This is a genomic window from Kallipyga massiliensis ph2 (assembly GCF_000311985.1).
GTDB lineage: Bacteria > Bacillota > Clostridia > Tissierellales > Peptoniphilaceae > Kallipyga > Kallipyga massiliensis.
Map to the genome: position 1 here is coordinate 550,798 of NZ_HE978585.1, position 15,889 is coordinate 566,686.

A 15,889-nucleotide genomic window follows, 5' to 3' on the forward strand; every position below is an offset into this window, starting at 1 on the left:
CTGAAAAAGCCGAGCAAGCTTCCTGCTCGGCTTTATTTATGATCACTTCGTCTCGGTAAGGGAATGGTTTCGCTGACTTCCTTGAAAACACCGCCAAAAGTTGGCCTCCACCATCGCCTCCACCTCATCCCTCTCCTTTCCCTTCTCCTTGGCCAAGAAGTCCAGGATGTCCTCCACCAAGTCGGGCCAGCCATATTCCCCCCGAACCCACTCCAGGGACCCGGGCCCATCCGTTTCCGTCAGGATCCGGTCCATGGGTACCATGGCCACCAGGTCCCGGGTCAGCTGAGAATCCATGAAGTCCGAGCTGATGGTGAAGTAGGCCCCCAGGTCCAGGTAGGCGGGGACCAAGTCCAGGGGTCCGCTGTACCAGTGGATAAGGGGGGAAGGGACGTCTGCCCTCCGGACCTCATCCAGGACTTCCTTCTCACATCCCTTGGTGTGGAGGTTGACGGTCAGGGATCTTTTCTTTGCCTCATCCAAGAAAAAGCGGAGGATCCGGATCTGGTCCGGAAGCCGGCTCTCCGGGGGCGCCCAAACTCGGTCCAGGCCGATCTCTCCGATGAAATCGCAGTCGTCCAAGTAGGGTTCCAAGCCCTCCAGGCTGGTGTCGGGGCGAACCATCCAGGGGTGGATCCCGAAGCCCTTCTTGATTAGGGCATGGTCCCGGGCCAGGTCCTTTAGCCGGTCATAGGAGGCGGGGTCCATAGAAACCCCAAGGGTCAGGATCTCCTTTTCTTCAATAATATTCAGGGCCCGGGGGAGTTGGTCTCCGTAGGACTCCATATGGTCATGTGCATTGATGAGCATGGTATTTTCCTTTCGTGTGATTGGGGGCGGCGAAGAAATTTGTCATAGACCGTCTGCTTTTATAAACCATTTAGTCTTTAGAATGCGTAAACCTCTTCTTATTTTATAGGAAGGGGGTGATATTTTCTCCTTGCCAAAGCCCTTTTGGAGCTATCATTGTAAAAACCACTGAAAAGAAAAAGTTGGGAGTTAAAATTATTAAAAGTTGGGAGTTGGAATAATAAAAACATGGGAGTTAAAATTATTAAAAGTTGGGAGTTAGAATGTTTAAAAAGTGAGAGTTATCTTATATAATCTAGCCAGGAGGGTAGCTATGAAGAATTATTTACCTAGGCTCGTGGATGGATTATTAAAGGATGAATTAGAAGCTTTTGGTGGCGTCCTCATCACAGGACCGAAATGGTGCGGCAAAACAACAACAGGCCTGAATCAAGCAAACAGCACACTATTTTTACAAAATCCTGATGAAAGAGAACAGAACTTAAGACTTGCAGATATTAAACCTTCCTTGTTATTGGTCGGCGATAATCCCAGATTAATTGACGAATGGCAAGATGCACCTCAACTTTGGGATGCGGTTCGGTTTAGCGTGGATCAAAGAGGTGAAATGGGTTTATACATTCTTACCGGTTCAACAACCATCGACGAATCTTTCATTGCCCACTCCGGTACAGGAAGAATTTCAAGATTAAAGATGAGGACCATGAGTCTTTTTGAAAGCGGTGATTCCAATGGAGAAGTAGGTGTTTCTGATTTATTAAAAGGCCGAGAGATAGCCGGCCACTCTCCCCATACAATTGAAGATATTGCCAATTTCATTGTTGGTGGAGGTTGGCCTGCATCAGTGAAGAAAACTCAAGGTGTCAAACAAAGACAAGTGGCAGGGTATTGCAAGTCTATTATTAACACAGAAATTTCCACATCAGATGGGGTTCAGCGTGATAGCGAGAAGGTCTACCAGGTACTCAGATCCTACTCTCGTCATATTTCCACCCAAGCGACGATTCAAACGATAACCCATGATGTGACGAAAAACTTTGATTCAATAAATCGGAAGACGGTAGGTAAATATCTGGAAGCTTTACAAAAAATATTTGTTATAGAAGATTTGCAAGCCTGGAGTCCAAAATTAAGATCCAAGACTGTGATTTCAACAAATGCAACAAGGCATTTTGTGGATCCTGCCATAGCTGCCTATTTTCTTGATGCTAAACCACAAGATTTATTAAACGACCTACAGACAATGGGGCTTTTATTTGAGTCCTTAGTCATTAGAGATTTAAGAGTTTACACGGAAAGCCTTGATGGACGAGTCTATCATTATCGGGACCATAGTGGGCAGGAAGCTGGTGCGGTATTGCATTTTAAAAACGGACAGTGGGGAGCAATCGAGGTAAAGCTAGGAAATAAAGCAATTGAAGAAGGGGCGGAGAGCTTAAAGAGATTTGCTCATAGAATTGATCAGGATTCGATGAACCAACCATCCTTTTTAGCAGTGATTACCGGAACGGGATACGCATACAGAAGGGAAGATGGCGTATATGTTCTACCGATTGGATGTTTAAGAAACTAGATGAAACTAGTAAAAAATGAATATTGCTTGATAAAGTAATCATTGGAGGAGAGAAATGATACGGCATAAAAAGATTACCGGTCTCGTGGCCTTTTTTCTGTTTTTGGCCCTGATTTGGGCCAACCCGGTCCATGCGGCAGGCGCCAATGTTGCTACGATGGCGGACTTGGAAGCAGCGATCGAAGGGAAGCAAAGTCCCATTACCTTGACACAAGGCTTTACGGTGACTAAAGGCTTGGAGATCCCTGCAACTTATGAGGGCGAGATTCATGCTACAGGACAGACGCTTGCCTTAGGTCCTGATGTGGAAAATATGTTTACTATCGCGGATGGCGCCAAGGTGACTTTTGACAACATCATCTTTGATGGCCAGGGAAATGGCCGGATTTTTGATGCGGGAAAAGCCACTGTAACGATTAAAAATTCCACATTAAAAAATGCCACGACGGAAAAATTCAAACCCATTGATAAAGAAGGAAAAAACGCCCAACGCTACGAAGGTGGGGCGATTTATGCGGCACATACGACGCTAAATTTGGAAGATACTATTTTTGAAAAGAACCATACGAAAGCGGTTGTGCCAAGCCCAGGCGCGCCACATGGCGGTGCCATTGTTTCTTATTCGGCAAATATCACGGTCAAAGGTGGTGAGTTCAAGGATAACTATACCGGAAGAGTTGATGCGCAAACTGGTGCCAACGGAGAGGGCGGAGCCATCAAGTTACATCCGGGTTCAACCCTGACCATCAATAATGATAAGACAACGAAAAAGGATACAACGAAATTTACAGGGAACCACCTGGACGGCTCCGGGGATGCCGGTGGTAGACAGGGCGGAGCGATTGAGGCAACGCAGTCAACAGCATATATCTACGGTACTACTTTTCAAATTAAAGGACCCTTTAACACCGGCGGTGCAATCAAATTTGAGAACTGCAAGGGAAGCCACAAAGCCGTTGTCGGAAATTGTGATTTTATAATATTGCCAAATCAAGGGGATTGGGGATTTGGCGTCGCCGGTGGCGCAATTACATCGGAAGGATCTATTCTGTCCATTAACGGGTCTACTTTTAAAGCGGGTGAGGGCACTCGAGTAGTTGAAGCAGGCGGCTTAATTCAAGTCGATAAAGATGGTGAATTTAATCTAACCAACTCAACACTCGAGGGATCCGGCGCATGGTTTAATGGTAACAGACATACTGCCAATACCGGTGGAGCCATCTGTTTCTATGATGGTTCGACGGTTACTGCGAAAATTGAAAATACAACGATTAAAAACTTTATGGTAGACGGTGCCGGGGCCGGAATATCGGTTGCCAAGGCTGCCGGTCATAAGGCGGCCGTAACCTTAACGATGACAGACACCACAATCGAAAACACCTCTGCGTATGTATGGCAAGGCACTGCACATGGCGGCGCGATGTTCGTGGGAGAAGGCAACACGGTAACGATTAAGGGCGGGAAAATCTCTTCACAGACCGCATCAAATAATGCCGGCGGTATTTTTAATGAAGGTTCCGTTACGATCACCGGCAGCGATAAGGGCGCTGTTCAGATAACCGGAAATGCTGCTTACCAAATGGTCGGCGGGATCTATAATGACGGCTATTTGAAGGTTGATAATGCGAATTTCAGTGGCAATTCAAAAGGCGATGGGTCTACAGGAGATGGACATGTTCTCACTAAGGAGGAAATGGGCGGCATCAATATCTACGCGGACAAGGATGTCATCATCACTCCGGAGGCAAAATTTGATGGCAAGGATATCCGGGTTTTGGATGGCCAATCCAAGATCCTCTTAACGGGTGCCTTGACGAACCAGCTTAATGTTTCTGTTAGTGAGAAGGCGAAAACCTATAAGGATCCTAAGAGTATTCTTGATCGGTATAGCGAGACCCAGGAGCGGTATATCGGCTATACGGTAGCTGCTGGAACCGATGACTATGAGGTGACTCCCGGAGATGCCCAGAAGATTCATTATGTGTCAAAGGATACTAGCCAAGATATTGCGGATGCCGGTGACCACAGCTCGATTGGAAAATGGGATTTTGTTTTTAACCCGGAAAAGAATACGGTGGTTTTGGGCCAGCGAGCTAAGATGACCTATCATGCCAACTATGATGAGAAGAAGGCCAAATTTGATGACAAAAAGACGGAGAAAGAACAGCATTATACCTTCTATGGCTCCGGTGACGGAGAGCCCAAGGTATCGGTGGACAACGTCAAAGTAGATTATCTCCAGGAACTGAAAGAAAAGCCACATTCTAAATGGATTTTTGATGGTTGGTATAACCATACGCCTAAGCAGCCGCCGATGGATGATGAGGCCGCAGATTTCCGGAACACAAAGAAGAACAATGTTTCTGACCTTAAGGTGAACTTTGCAGATGCTTATTTTGTAGAGACGCAAGCTAGAATAAAGGACATTGTTTCGCCCAATGAGCTGCATGTCTATGCGGGTTGGAAGCCCCTGGAAATTGTCTTGAAGAAAGTCTGGGATGATGAGGGGGTAGATGAGAATAAGAAGTCAGATGAAGCTGCCATCACGCTGACTTCTCCTGTGGGGACGAACGAAAGCTTTACCGCAACGAGAACAGACCTTGAAAAAAGCTATGACGGTCTGGACAAATTTCAAGAGGATGGGAAAACTCCAATCCAGTATGTGGTCGATGAGCCTGCCATTCCAGAGGGCTATACCGCAACAATTTCGGACCCGGAAGCGAATGCTGATGGATCCCTAGTGACCTACGCGGTGACGAATAAGATTTTACGATATAAGGTGGTTCATGAATTCAAAGTAGCAGAGGGGATTACGTTGGACTTGCCTGAAGCTATTCGTGAGTGGACGCCGGCCAACCAGGAGGGCAAAGTCAACGGGGAAGAGGTCAAACCATCTGATTTCGAGAACAAGGAATATAAAGACGAAGCGAATAACGGGACCTGGACCTTTGTGGGTTGGGACGAGAAAACAAAAACTATAAATGGAGCGGATGTGACCTTTATCGGCACATGGACGTTTACCAAAAACCCGGATCCACAACCAGATCCCGATCCCCAGCCGGACCCGAAGCCGGATCCCCAGCCGGAGCCAGAACCTCAACCGGAGCCTAAGCCAGAGCCGAAACCGGAACCAAAGCCGGAGCCGAAACCGGAACCAAAGCCGGAGCCGAAACCGGAACCAAAGCCGGAGCCGAAACCGGAACCAAAGCCCGAGCCGAAACCAGTACCCCAGCCGGATCCAAAGCCTGAACCCAAGCCGGTACCAAAGCCAGAGCCGGGCAAGGAAGATGAGACGCCGAAGGTGAATCCACCAAAGGACGTCAAAAAGGGCAAGACGAATAAGAATCCCAATATGGGTGCCATGGGCAACGAGCTTGCCCTCCAGGTATCTGCCCTCTTGCTGGCCAGTGGAGGATTAGTAGGGACCGTTCATCACTCAGGTCGCCGGAAAAAGGAAGACTAAGCGAATTCTGGATACAGTGAAAGCCTAGATCCCAGCCGGCTTCTATAGAATAGGAAACAACCGCCAAAGAGTTTTTTCTTAGCGGTTGTTTTTTTGAGAAGAATAGGAAATTACCCCTATTTTATTGCCTACGAATAGTGGTGGTTTATCAAAAAAGGCCAAACCGCTACTCCTTTTTGCGACCAAGGATAGTGTTGGTTTGCCGAAAAAGCCCAAATCACCACCCATGAGGCGGCAAAACCATAGTGTTGGTTTGCCAAAAAAAGAGCAAACTACCACCCCTGAGACGGGGAGATTGGCGGCTTTTGGGAGTGTTGGTTCGCCGGAAAAGGCCAAACTACCACCCATGGGGCGGCAAAACGATAGTGGTGGTTCGCCGAAAAAGAGCAAATCACCACCCATGAGGCGGCGAAATCATAGTGGTGGTTCGCCGAAAAAGGCCAAACTACCACCCATGAGGCGGCAAAACTAGAGTGGCGGTCCCCTGAAAACCTCAGATTGGGACGGAGGGATGGAAAATGGAGACAACCCGGGACGGCGTAGGCGGCCTCATTCTTTTATACTCTATACATAAGTAGCGTTGGACGAATTGATGGGGAAGGGAGAGGATATGACGGAGCTGGAGAATGAGCTGAGGAAAAGGGCGAAGAAATTTCGGGCGGTGAAAAGTTTCATTGAGGAAGAGCCGGTAATGACCATGGAGGGCTGGCTGGAGACTCGGCAAAGGGGGGCGGCTAGGCGTTATTATTATTGTGTTTATGACCGGGACCAGGGAAAGACTGTGCGGAAATATCTTCGAAAAGATCAGCAAGGCCTGGCAAAGAAGCTGGCGCAAAAGGCCTATTATGGAAAAATCCAATCTTCCATCAATCGCTGTCTTCCTTTGATGGAGGAGCTGAGCCGGAGAATTGATGAGGAGGACCTCGACAAGCTCTACGATGACTTACCGGATGTGCGAAAGGAGCTCATTCAGCCGGTGATGATGACGAAAAAAGACCGCTTAGCCCAATGGATGGATGAGGCCTACTCACCTAACCCCATGCCCAAAAGTTCTCGTGCCATTATGACGAAGCTTGGGGAAAGCGTCCGGTCCAAATCGGAGAAGATATTGGCGGATTTTTTTCATGATGCCAGGGTGCCGTATAAATATGAGTGTCCATTGCGGCTCCGGGATGGCCGCATCCTCTATCCGGATTTCACCTTCCTGGATTCCAGGACCTTGGAGGAAGTCTATTGGGAGCATTTTGGCTTGATGGATGATGTGGACTATATGAATCGGGCTCTTGAGAAAATGAAGCTTTACGGAAGATCGGGCTATCGCCTGGGCGAGCGCTTGTTGGTTTCCTTTGAATCCAACGAGGTGTATATCGATTTTGACCTAATCCGCCAAACCGTTGAAGAGCGGTTGAAATGGCCGGAGTGAGGGGGAGTGCATCATCACAGAGTAATGACGATGTATTTACAATAGACGAATTTATACATATAATATATTCAATGGAGGTGATACGCATGGCTACTACAAATTTAAATATTAGAACCGATAAGGAAGTGAAAGAACAAGCGGATGCTGTTTTTTCTGCACTTGGGTTGAATATGACAACGGCGATTAACTTATTTTTAAGGACAAGCATTCGTGAACAGGGAATACCTTTCTCACTAAAACTAGATGTGCCCAATGAGGTAACGGCTTCTGCTATTGAGGAGGGCAGGAGAATTGCTTCTGACACTCGTGTCAAGGGGTATCGCAACGTAGATGACCTCAAGGCAGATCTTGATTTATGAAATATGAAGTAAGTTATGCAAGGTGTTTAAGAGGTATAAATTCTGAAAATGCTAAAAAATTCTGATATCCTAAGTCTCTTTGCTGAGGCTGTTTCGTTTCTTTCCGGTAGTTATAGTGGTGGTTTGGGGAAATAGGCCAAACCACCATTACTCTGGCGTGAGAAAAATAGTGTTGGTTTGGTGAAAAAGGCCAGATCAACACTATTTTTTATGCCCGATGGTAGTGTTGATTTGGCGAAAAAGGCGAAACCACCACTACCGTGGCGAGGGTTAAGGTGGCTCATAGTAGTGTTGGTTTGCCCAAAAACGCCAAACCACCACTATTGAGCCGCCAAAAACATAGTGTTAGTTTCTCCAAATAGCCCAAACCAACACTATTGCGGCGGCAGAAAAAATTGCAATTTGCACAAGTGTGTTGCCATAACAACAGACTTTGCCTTGAGATGGGGCTAAGCTAAATACAAACAAGGAAAGGAGTGATTACGATGACAAAGAAATTTGATTTTAATAAAGAAAAGGCAGGCGACAATTCGACCAACAGTCGGACGGACCAGCTCAAGGGCTATTTGAAGAGGCTTGGCCAAGGGGAAGCGTTGGAGACGGTCCGGGCGGATTTTGCCCGTGAGTTCGGGGAGGTGGAAGCGGCTGAGATTATGCAGGCGGAGCAGGAGTTGCTGGAGGAGGGAACGCCGCTTACCGAGGTCCAGAAGCTTTGCGATGTTCATGCGGCACTTTTCCATGGGGCCACGACAGAAGATCGGAAGGTCAATGCTGATGTATTGGAGATGGTGATTGGCCATCCCTTGTATACACTGACCAAGGAAAATAGGGCGCTATCCAAGCTGCTTGCAGAATATAAGGAAGGCAGGGAGGATCTCCTCCCTGAGATTCGTCAGCTTTCGTCCCATTATGCCAAGAAAGGAGACCTTCTCTATCCCTTGCTGAAGGTGAAGTATGGCATATCCGGGCCGTCCGATGTGATGTGGACGGTGGATGATGAGATCAGAGATGAATTGGGGCGTCTTTCTGCTGAGGGGGACCATGATGAGACATGGAAGGACCGCATGGATGCGGTATTGACCCGTGTCGAGGAGATGGTTGATAAAGAACAGAATATTCTCTTTCCCATCTGCGCCGCCAATTTTACAAAAGAGGAATGGGTTGGGATTTATCGAGATTCCAAGGGTTATGAGGTCTGCTTTGGCGTGGGACAGGAGGTCTGGCAGGATGCTGAAAATGTAGAACCCCCCGTGTCGACCGGTGGAGAGGGGGAAATCGTCATGCCGGGTGGTCACCTGACGGTCACCCAGCTGACGGCCCTTCTGAACACAATCCCTCTGGAGATTTCCTTTGTCGATGCGGACAACATCAACCGCTTCTTCAATGAGGGGCCAAAGGTGTTCAAACGTCCCACTATGGCGATTGACCGCAATGTCTTCTCCTGCCATCCGCCGAAGATTGAGCCGATGGTGCGGAAGATCATCGAGGACTTCAGGAATAAAGGCCGCGACGAAGTGTCTGTTTGGATGGAGAAGGGCGGACGCACCATGCTGGTTAAATATATGGCCGTCCGGGATAGGGACGGCAAGTATTTAGGGACGGTCGAGCTGGTCCAGGATATGGAATTTGCCAAGGATCATTTTCTTGGAAACGAGGGATAAGCCTGTTCAATGCGATAGAATTGTAGAGAATGGGGAGGGCTATCTGCTATGATTGGGATGACCCTCCTATTTCTTTTATCCACGCATTTGTTCCATTAACCATTCTTTGAGAACAAGAGCGTGATTACACTGCTCATTTTTTGCCGAATAAAGAAGAGTTATTGCATTGTCTTGTATCTTTTGTAGGCATAGATCTTTAAATTCCTCCGAAGCCGGGTTGTCAGCTAATTCTTTTCTGTAGCGTTCATGAAATGCAGCATATTTTTCGGGAATATGAGAAAACCATTTTCGGAGTTCGTTAGATGGAGCAATCTCCTTAGCCCACAAATCAATGTTAGCCTTTTCCTTTTTGACGCCTCGCGGCCATAGTCGATCCACAAGAATACGAAAACCGTCTGTTTCTTCGTATGCCTCATAGATGCGCTTGCACGATATTTTATTCATTATGCATAGCCTCCCTTTAAAGTAAATTCATTCTTACGGTAGGTGATCAATCCGTCTTCCTGCATTTTGGAGAGTTCCTTGGACATCGAACTCCGATTGACGGCGAGGTAGTCGGCCAGTTGCTGGCGATTGTAGGGGATGGTGAAATGGGAGCTTCCGGCTTCCAGCGCTTGTTCGGACAAGTAGGACAGGAGCCTCTCCCGCAGGGAGTAAGGAGCGGTATGCATCATCCGGGTAGAAAGGTTGAGGTTTTTTTGGGCGGAAATCCGGAGCATATTTTTAATGAGCCGGGTGTGGAAGGCGCATGCCCGCTGGCATGGGGTCAGGAGTTTTTGCATATTAAGAAAAAGCACCCGAGTCTCCTCGCTGGCAATGACATCGCAGATGAGGTCTTTGCCGGGGATCGCCGCATAGTTTTCTCCAAAGATCTCTCCGCTGGTGATATGGCCAAAAATATTGCTGTTCCCCCAATAAAAATTCACCACGATATTGACGCTGCCGGATTCTATAAGGCCGATCTCGCTGATTGATGAGCCGGCCCGGAAGATGACTTCATTTTTTTGGAAGGTGCGTTCCTGTGCATCTAAGCAGGTGAGCAAGACGGAGATCTCGTCTTCGGTGATCCCCCGGAAGAGGAGAGTGTTTGATAAGAAAGAAGTATTCATAAAAACCTCCGATACGTTGCCATGACAACATACTAGTTGCAATAATTATAGTATGATCGAGGTAGGAAATCAAAAGAAGTCGAAGGAGGGTAGGATGAACAATGTAATCAAAGCAGGTGAAGTTTTCAAATTGGCAGGTCTTGTTTCTTATGCAGAAGGCCAGATCGCCAAGATGAATGTGGTGAACGATGATAGGGTGAAATTGATTCTTATGGCCTTTGATGCAGGATCGGAACTTCCGGAACACGCCGCTCCAGGCGATGCCATTGTCTTCGCTTTGGAAGGTGAGGCCGTGATTAGCTATGAGGGACAAGACCATACGATCAAGGCGGGCGAGAATTTCCACTTTGCAAAAGCCGATCGTCACTCAGTAAAAGCGACAAAACAGTTTAAGATGGCACTTCTTCTTACATTAGAGTAAAAGAATGAGAGGTCGATGACAATGAAGTATAGAGTCAATGAAGGATGCATCGGATGTGGACTCTGTGAGGGAACCTGCCCGGAAGTTTTTTTTATGACAGATGAAGGTGTGGCTAAGGCGATCGAAAGTGATGTCCCTGCTGGTTTCGAAGAAGCAGCGGCAGAAGCGATGGACGGATGTCCGGTTGGAGTGATCGAGGAAGCATAAGGAGGGACAGGCTATGGCAGATAATAAGATGTTTTGTTTCCAGTGTCAGGAAACAGCAGGATGCAAAGGATGTACGATTTCAGGAGTTTGCGGGAAGAAGCCGGAAGTGGCAGCAATGCAGGATCTTCTGGTCTATGTGACAAAAGGACTTTCAGCAGTAACAACAGGTCTTCGTAAAGAGGGGAAGAAAATCCCAAAAGAAGTGAATCACCTTGTCACAATGAATCTCTTTATGACGATCACGAATGCAAATTTTGACCGTGAGGCAATTATTGGAGCGATTAAGAAAACGCTGAAAGTGAAGGAAGACCAGCTTGCCCGGCTTGACCACAAGGAAGGATTGACTGAGGCGGCGCTTTGGAATGGCAGTGAAGGAGAGTTTGAAGGAAAAGCAGGAACAGTGGGTGTCCTTTCGACGAAGGATGAGGATGTTCGTAGCCTTCGGGAGCTCATCACTTATGGATTGAAGGGGTTGGCTGCCTACTCCAAACATGCGAATACACTCATTCATGATAATGAAGAGGTTGATGCCTTTATCCAGGAGGCCTTGACCAAAGTTCAGGATGATTCTCTTTCAGTCGATGAACTTGTTGCTTTGACACTTGAAACAGGGAAATTCGGTGTGGAGGGTATGGCCCTCTTGGATAAAGCCAATACCGAAACTTATGGCAACCCGGAGATCACAAGTGTTGATCTCGGGGTCCGAAAGAATCCCGCTATTTTGATTTCCGGACATGATCTTCGCGATCTGGAGATGCTTTTGGAACAGACGGAGGGTAGCGGGGTAGATGTCTATACGCACTCCGAGATGCTGCCGGCCCAATACTATCCGGCATTCAAGAAATATCCTCACTTTGCCGGCAACTATGGCAATGCATGGTGGAAACAGAAGGATGAATTTGAAAGCTTCAATGGCCCTATTCTGATGACCACCAACTGCATCGTACCGCCAAAGGAGAGCTATAAAGACCGCCTGTGGACGACAGGATCAGCGGGATATCCGGGATGCCAACATATCCCGGGAGAATATGGGCAAGAAAAAGATTTTTCTGCGATCATTGAACAAGCAAAAGCTTGTCCGGCCCCAACCGAGATCGAGACCGGAACAATTACCGGTGGATTCGCCCATAACCAGGTGTTTGCTCTGGCGGAACCCATTGTCAATGCCGTGAAGGCAGGAGCCATTCGCAAGTTTGTTGTCATGGCGGGTTGCGACGGGAGACAGAAAGGCCGTGACTATTATACGGAGTTTGCTAAGGCCCTTCCCCAGGATGTGGTTATTCTTACCGCCGGTTGTGCAAAGTATAGATATAATAAGTTGAACCTGGGTGATATCGACGGCATTCCAAGGGTTTTGGATGCGGGGCAGTGCAACGATTCTTATTCACTGGCCTTGATTGCTCTCAAGTTGAAGGAGATCTTTGAACTTGAGGATATCAATGACCTGCCGCTGGCCTTCAATATTGCATGGTATGAACAGAAGGCCGTGATCGTACTCTTAGCCCTCCTTTCCCTAGGGGTAAAGAATATTCATCTGGGACCCACACTTCCCGCCTTCTTATCTCCCAATGTAGCCAAGGTCCTGGTAGAGAATTTCGGGATAGCAGGAATAAAGACGGTCGATGAGGATCTGGAGATCTTGATCGGCTAAAAAGGAGCATCTATCATGATTTTTAAGAATAACGATGAAAAAACCTGGCTGGAAGATGAGTCAGGCAGGGAGATTGCACGGATTGACCACTCGGTGATCCGACCAGGTGTCGTCAACATCCTTCATACGGAGGTGGATCCTTCTTATGGCGGTCAAGGCATTGCGGGGAAAATCACCCAGGAGCTGGCCGACCGGCTTCGCAATGAGGGGATGAAAGCGGAGCTATCCTGCTCCTATGCTATCAAGTGGTTTTCCACGCATCCGGACTATGCGGACGTGGTGGTTTAGGGAAATTGAGGAGACGGCTACTAGTGTTTTGGCCTCGGAATAGTGTTGGTTTGGGGAAATATGGTAGACCACCACTACTCTAGCGGGGAGAAAATAGTGTTGGTTTGGCGAAAAAGGCCAGACCAACACTATTTTTTATGGTTAATGGTAGTGTTGATTCGACGAAAAAGTCCAAACCACCACTACTGTGGCATGGAGAAGGGTGGCTCATGGTAGTGTTGATTTACCGAAAGAGCCCAAACCACCACTATTGAGGCGGGGAGAAGGGTGGCTCATGGTAGTGTTGATTCGACGAAAAAGTCCAAACCAACACTATTGGGCCTTCAAAATCGTAGTGTTGATTTGCCAAAAAATGGCAAACCACCACTACGGTTGCGACAAATCCTGGTTTTCATTTGATAACATTAGAGAATCAAGGGGAGTCGGTTGGTATAAAAAGCGAAAGGAGGCTAGATGATGACGAATCCTGGGCCAAACGGGCGGAAAAAAGGGATCCAATCTTTTGAGGAGAGTATTCCCTTCATTAAAGAAATTAAATTTACTTATGGTGAATGGTTTGTTGGGTATGAGACGAGGAAGATTACGTTCAAAGGGGAAGATCTCTTCCTGGATGTCGATTATTCTTGTTTCAATCAGAATGGTGCAAAGCCATTTACTCAGAAGTTCCCCGGCAAGAAAAAAGTTTTTTTAGAGGCCCTTACTTCCTTACATATTGGCGAGTGGGAGGAGCGCTACGACAATTGGAATGTTTTGGATGGATACTCCTGGAGCTTGGAGATCTGTTTTTCCAATGGTCATAAAGCGGTGGAAAAAGGTGGCTCCAACGACCATCCGCTCAACTTTGACGATTTTTACCAGCTGGTGAAGTTGGAAGATAAGGATTCGATGAAATGATTTTTGGCGGTAACCGATGCGTATTCGAATCCGTAGATTGTGTAAACAAGCCTCATGAGCCCAATCCATCCTGATGTTAGTTTTCATTGCTTGTGGCAATGGGGACAATGGCGGTATCCTACCCACAAAAGGAGGATTCAGCTATGCTAAGTGAGAATATCAAAAGAATACGAAAAGAAAAGGGACTTTCTCAGGAGGAACTTGCCGGCAAAGTGTATGTGGTGCGACAGACGATTTCGAAATGGGAACAGGGGCTTTCTGTGCCGGATTCGGAAATGTTGATTGCCATATCCAAAGCACTTGAAACACCGGTTAGCAGCTTGCTGGGGGAAAATATGATAAAAGCAGAGGTAGATGACCTGGATATCCTTGCTAAAAAATTAGAAGTGATCAATTTTATGCTCTCTGAGGAGAAGGAAAAAAAGAGAAAGAGAATTCATGGTCTCTTTATTATTTTGGCTCTGATGATCCCGGTCATTTTCCTGGTCTTACTCTTCCTTAATAGTCCATACCTAAATTGGGACTATGGTAATCCGGAAAGTGCGGTTCTTGGGACTGCTTATCATTCCTTTGAATGGGCTTTTGCCCGCATTGCCCCTATCGCTATGATCCTTGCGGTTATTGGGATCATTCGGACGAGAAAATGATCCTCGCTTCACCACTATTGATTTTGCCCCCAGATAGTGTTGGTTCGTCGAAAAACGCTTAACCACCACGAATGAGGCGGAATAATCAAGGCAAGGAAATCGCCTCATGGTCATTCTTGACAATCCGGCCTGTGGAGGGCATGATTATTTCGATACTCTTTTCAATTTTAGATGGGGGAGGAATGATTGGTGAAATCCGCTGAGAAAAACAAACGTATCCGAAATATCTGCAATGGACTCATGCTTTGCCTGGCCCAATTGGTCCTCCTGGCAGGCCTAGCAAGGACCTTGGTCAAGCCCAAGGATATCAATCTTTATGAAAACCGTCCGGCCAATCGGGTCGCCGCTCCGACATTGGCTTCCTGGTTGGATGGGACCTTTCAGGATTCGGTGGAGGCAGCACTCAGCGACCAGGTTCTCTTAGCCCAGACAATGAAAAAGACCTATAACGATATAGAAAACCAGATTCGATATGAGGCCATGATGCGGATTTCCTCCCGGCATCCGGATATCCCCGTCCGGTATGGGAAATTTTTTGTTTATGGCGGGAAGTACCTTGCCTATCCACCGACCATGCTGGAGAGCGTGACCGAGGCTCTTGACCGCCGTGTGGAAAATTGTAACCGGCTCATCGCCGCCCACCCGGATGTTTCCTTCTATCTCTATTATATTGAGCGGGACTCTGACAATTTCTTCGATAGTGGGGAAAAGACCGGGGCCTATGAATACCTGGCTTCCCGCGTGAACCTCCCCAAGGACCGGATGAAGAAATTCGCCGTGGATGACCTGGAAACTTTCGAGCGGGATTTCTACCAGACCGACCACCACTGGTCCTACCAAGGATCCTACCGGGGCTACCGCGAGGCCGCATCCATGTTCGGCTTCACCGACCTGGTGGAGCCGGAGGGGAGGGTCTCTTTAACGGACCACTTTGCCGGGTCCAAGTCCCGGTCTCTTGGCGCCCAAGGCCAGTTTTTCGAGCCCATGGACATCTACCGCTTTTCCTTTCCGTCCATGGCCATCCAAATCTGCGGACAGTCGGTGGAAGATTATGGCCAGCAGACGGCCGCAGCGGAGGGAAAGGTCACATCATTCAGCTATGGAGAGATCTATGGCCAGGATGATGGCGAGATCATCTTCGACAGCGGGACGACCGGACGAGGTAACCTCCTCATGGTCGGCGAATCCTACGACAACGCCATCCTTAAGCTCATGGCCAGCCACTTTGACCGGGTCTATAGTGTCGACCTCCGAAGCTATGAGAAGGACATGGGGAAGCCCTTCCGCCTGGCGGACTACCTGGATGAACACCGGATCACCAAGGTCCTCTGGGTTGGTTGTATGAACTACTTTTCAGTCGATGATTTTCTTTTGGAGGACTAA

General features: G+C 47.8%; 15 protein-coding genes and 1 pseudogene. 12 read left to right on the top strand and 4 right to left on the bottom strand.

Features of this window, described 5'->3' with window-relative positions; all coding sequences use genetic code 11:
• Nucleotides 1-42 precede the first annotated feature (42 nt).
• Entirely contained in the window at nucleotides 43-810 is a 768-nt protein-coding gene (locus HGKM_RS02435) for a TatD family hydrolase (protein ID WP_019133747.1), read from the bottom strand.
• A gap of 313 nt (nucleotides 811-1,123) precedes the next feature.
• Here HGKM_RS02435 and HGKM_RS02440 point away from each other — a divergent pair, with 313 nt between their 5' ends.
• Nucleotides 1,124-2,383 (top strand): ATP-binding protein, encoded by a 1,260-nt coding sequence (locus HGKM_RS02440; protein ID WP_019133748.1) that lies wholly within the window; start codon nucleotides 1,124-1,126, stop codon nucleotides 2,381-2,383.
• Between the two features lie 55 nt (nucleotides 2,384-2,438).
• Entirely contained in the window at nucleotides 2,439-5,846 is a 3,408-nt protein-coding gene (locus tag HGKM_RS02445; protein ID WP_019133749.1) for an SHIRT domain-containing protein, read from the top strand.
• Between the two features lie 78 nt (nucleotides 5,847-5,924).
• Here the strand turns inward: HGKM_RS02445 and HGKM_RS08800 are convergent, their stop codons facing one another.
• Nucleotides 5,925-6,248: a hypothetical protein gene (locus tag HGKM_RS08800; RefSeq protein ID WP_172634679.1), complete on the bottom strand. Its 324-nt coding sequence runs from the start codon at nucleotides 6,246-6,248 to the stop codon at nucleotides 5,925-5,927.
• A 208-nt stretch (nucleotides 6,249-6,456) separates the two neighbouring features.
• Here HGKM_RS08800 and HGKM_RS02450 point away from each other — a divergent pair, with 208 nt between their 5' ends.
• The 3 genes from HGKM_RS02450 to HGKM_RS02460 all read left to right on the top strand — a co-directional run bounded on the left by HGKM_RS02450 (nucleotide 6,457) and on the right by HGKM_RS02460 (nucleotide 9,289).
• The gene (locus HGKM_RS02450; protein ID WP_154645905.1) at nucleotides 6,457-7,269 is read left to right on the top strand and encodes a hypothetical protein; all 813 of its coding nucleotides are present in this window, start codon (nucleotides 6,457-6,459) and stop codon (nucleotides 7,267-7,269) included.
• A gap of 86 nt (nucleotides 7,270-7,355) precedes the next feature.
• Complete coding sequence (locus HGKM_RS02455) at nucleotides 7,356-7,628, top strand: type II toxin-antitoxin system RelB/DinJ family antitoxin (protein WP_034579360.1); 273 nt, start codon at nucleotides 7,356-7,358, stop codon at nucleotides 7,626-7,628.
• Nucleotides 7,629-8,113: 485 nt separating this feature from the next.
• Nucleotides 8,114-9,289, top strand: coding sequence for a DUF438 domain-containing protein (locus HGKM_RS02460; protein WP_019133752.1), 1,176 nt, complete (start codon nucleotides 8,114-8,116; stop codon nucleotides 9,287-9,289).
• Nucleotides 9,290-9,364: 75 nt separating this feature from the next.
• Here HGKM_RS02460 and HGKM_RS02465 read toward each other — a convergent pair whose 3' ends face one another.
• Both HGKM_RS02465 and HGKM_RS02470 read right to left on the bottom strand, forming a co-directional pair.
• Nucleotides 9,365-9,733, bottom strand: coding sequence for a DUF488 domain-containing protein (locus tag HGKM_RS02465; protein WP_019133753.1), 369 nt, complete (start codon nucleotides 9,731-9,733; stop codon nucleotides 9,365-9,367).
• The gene (locus HGKM_RS02470; RefSeq protein WP_019133754.1) at nucleotides 9,733-10,398 is read right to left on the bottom strand and encodes a Crp/Fnr family transcriptional regulator; all 666 of its coding nucleotides are present in this window, start codon (nucleotides 10,396-10,398) and stop codon (nucleotides 9,733-9,735) included. The genes HGKM_RS02465 and HGKM_RS02470 overlap by 1 nt, the downstream gene beginning before the upstream one ends.
• 82 nt (nucleotides 10,399-10,480) lie before the next feature.
• On the opposite strand from HGKM_RS02470, the pseudogene HGKM_RS02475 reads away from it, so the two are divergent.
• From HGKM_RS02475 to HGKM_RS02510, 7 genes and pseudogenes are all read left to right on the top strand, one after another.
• Nucleotides 10,481-10,819: pseudogene (locus HGKM_RS02475) on the top strand (cupin domain-containing protein); the annotation flags it as partial.
• A gap of 21 nt (nucleotides 10,820-10,840) precedes the next feature.
• Nucleotides 10,841-11,026 carry a ferredoxin gene (locus HGKM_RS02480; protein ID WP_034579368.1) on the top strand — a complete coding sequence of 62 codons (186 nt, stop codon included), beginning with the start codon at nucleotides 10,841-10,843 and terminating at the stop codon, nucleotides 11,024-11,026.
• 13 nt (nucleotides 11,027-11,039) lie between these two features.
• On the top strand, nucleotides 11,040-12,677 hold the full coding sequence (gene hcp / locus HGKM_RS02485; RefSeq protein WP_019133757.1) for a hydroxylamine reductase: 1,638 nt from the start codon (nucleotides 11,040-11,042) through the stop codon (nucleotides 12,675-12,677).
• 15 nt (nucleotides 12,678-12,692) lie between these two features.
• Nucleotides 12,693-12,965 carry a GNAT family N-acetyltransferase gene (locus tag HGKM_RS02490; RefSeq protein WP_019133758.1) on the top strand — a complete coding sequence of 91 codons (273 nt, stop codon included), beginning with the start codon at nucleotides 12,693-12,695 and terminating at the stop codon, nucleotides 12,963-12,965.
• Between the two features lie 453 nt (nucleotides 12,966-13,418).
• Nucleotides 13,419-13,859, top strand: a complete 441-nt coding sequence (locus tag HGKM_RS08190) for a hypothetical protein (protein ID WP_019133760.1) — start codon at nucleotides 13,419-13,421, stop codon at nucleotides 13,857-13,859.
• A gap of 143 nt (nucleotides 13,860-14,002) precedes the next feature.
• On the top strand, nucleotides 14,003-14,506 hold the full coding sequence (locus HGKM_RS02505) for a helix-turn-helix domain-containing protein (protein ID WP_019133761.1): 504 nt from the start codon (nucleotides 14,003-14,005) through the stop codon (nucleotides 14,504-14,506).
• A gap of 186 nt (nucleotides 14,507-14,692) precedes the next feature.
• On the top strand, nucleotides 14,693-15,889 hold the full coding sequence (locus tag HGKM_RS02510) for a hypothetical protein (RefSeq protein WP_154645906.1): 1,197 nt from the start codon (nucleotides 14,693-14,695) through the stop codon (nucleotides 15,887-15,889).

What these genes read in the sequence shown, in the direction of transcription:
- HGKM_RS02435 (WP_019133747.1), bottom strand. Translation starts at nt 810, where the DNA reads ATGCTCATCAATGCACATGACCATATGGAGTCCTACGGAGACCAACTC.
- HGKM_RS02440 (WP_019133748.1), top strand. Translation starts at nt 1,124, where the DNA reads ATGAAGAATTATTTACCTAGGCTCGTGGATGGATTATTAAAGGATGAA.
- HGKM_RS02445 (WP_019133749.1), top strand. Translation starts at nt 2,439, where the DNA reads ATGATACGGCATAAAAAGATTACCGGTCTCGTGGCCTTTTTTCTGTTT.
- HGKM_RS08800 (WP_172634679.1), bottom strand. Translation starts at nt 6,248, where the DNA reads ATGGGTGGTGATTTGCTCTTTTTCGGCGAACCACCACTATCGTTTTGC.
- HGKM_RS02450 (WP_154645905.1), top strand. Translation starts at nt 6,457, where the DNA reads ATGACGGAGCTGGAGAATGAGCTGAGGAAAAGGGCGAAGAAATTTCGG.
- HGKM_RS02455 (WP_034579360.1), top strand. Translation starts at nt 7,356, where the DNA reads ATGGCTACTACAAATTTAAATATTAGAACCGATAAGGAAGTGAAAGAA.
- HGKM_RS02460 (WP_019133752.1), top strand. Translation starts at nt 8,114, where the DNA reads ATGACAAAGAAATTTGATTTTAATAAAGAAAAGGCAGGCGACAATTCG.
- HGKM_RS02465 (WP_019133753.1), bottom strand. Translation starts at nt 9,733, where the DNA reads ATGAATAAAATATCGTGCAAGCGCATCTATGAGGCATACGAAGAAACA.
- HGKM_RS02470 (WP_019133754.1), bottom strand. Translation starts at nt 10,398, where the DNA reads ATGAATACTTCTTTCTTATCAAACACTCTCCTCTTCCGGGGGATCACC.
- HGKM_RS02480 (WP_034579368.1), top strand. Translation starts at nt 10,841, where the DNA reads ATGAAGTATAGAGTCAATGAAGGATGCATCGGATGTGGACTCTGTGAG.
- hcp (WP_019133757.1), top strand. Translation starts at nt 11,040, where the DNA reads ATGGCAGATAATAAGATGTTTTGTTTCCAGTGTCAGGAAACAGCAGGA.
- HGKM_RS02490 (WP_019133758.1), top strand. Translation starts at nt 12,693, where the DNA reads ATGATTTTTAAGAATAACGATGAAAAAACCTGGCTGGAAGATGAGTCA.
- HGKM_RS08190 (WP_019133760.1), top strand. Translation starts at nt 13,419, where the DNA reads ATGATGACGAATCCTGGGCCAAACGGGCGGAAAAAAGGGATCCAATCT.
- HGKM_RS02505 (WP_019133761.1), top strand. Translation starts at nt 14,003, where the DNA reads ATGCTAAGTGAGAATATCAAAAGAATACGAAAAGAAAAGGGACTTTCT.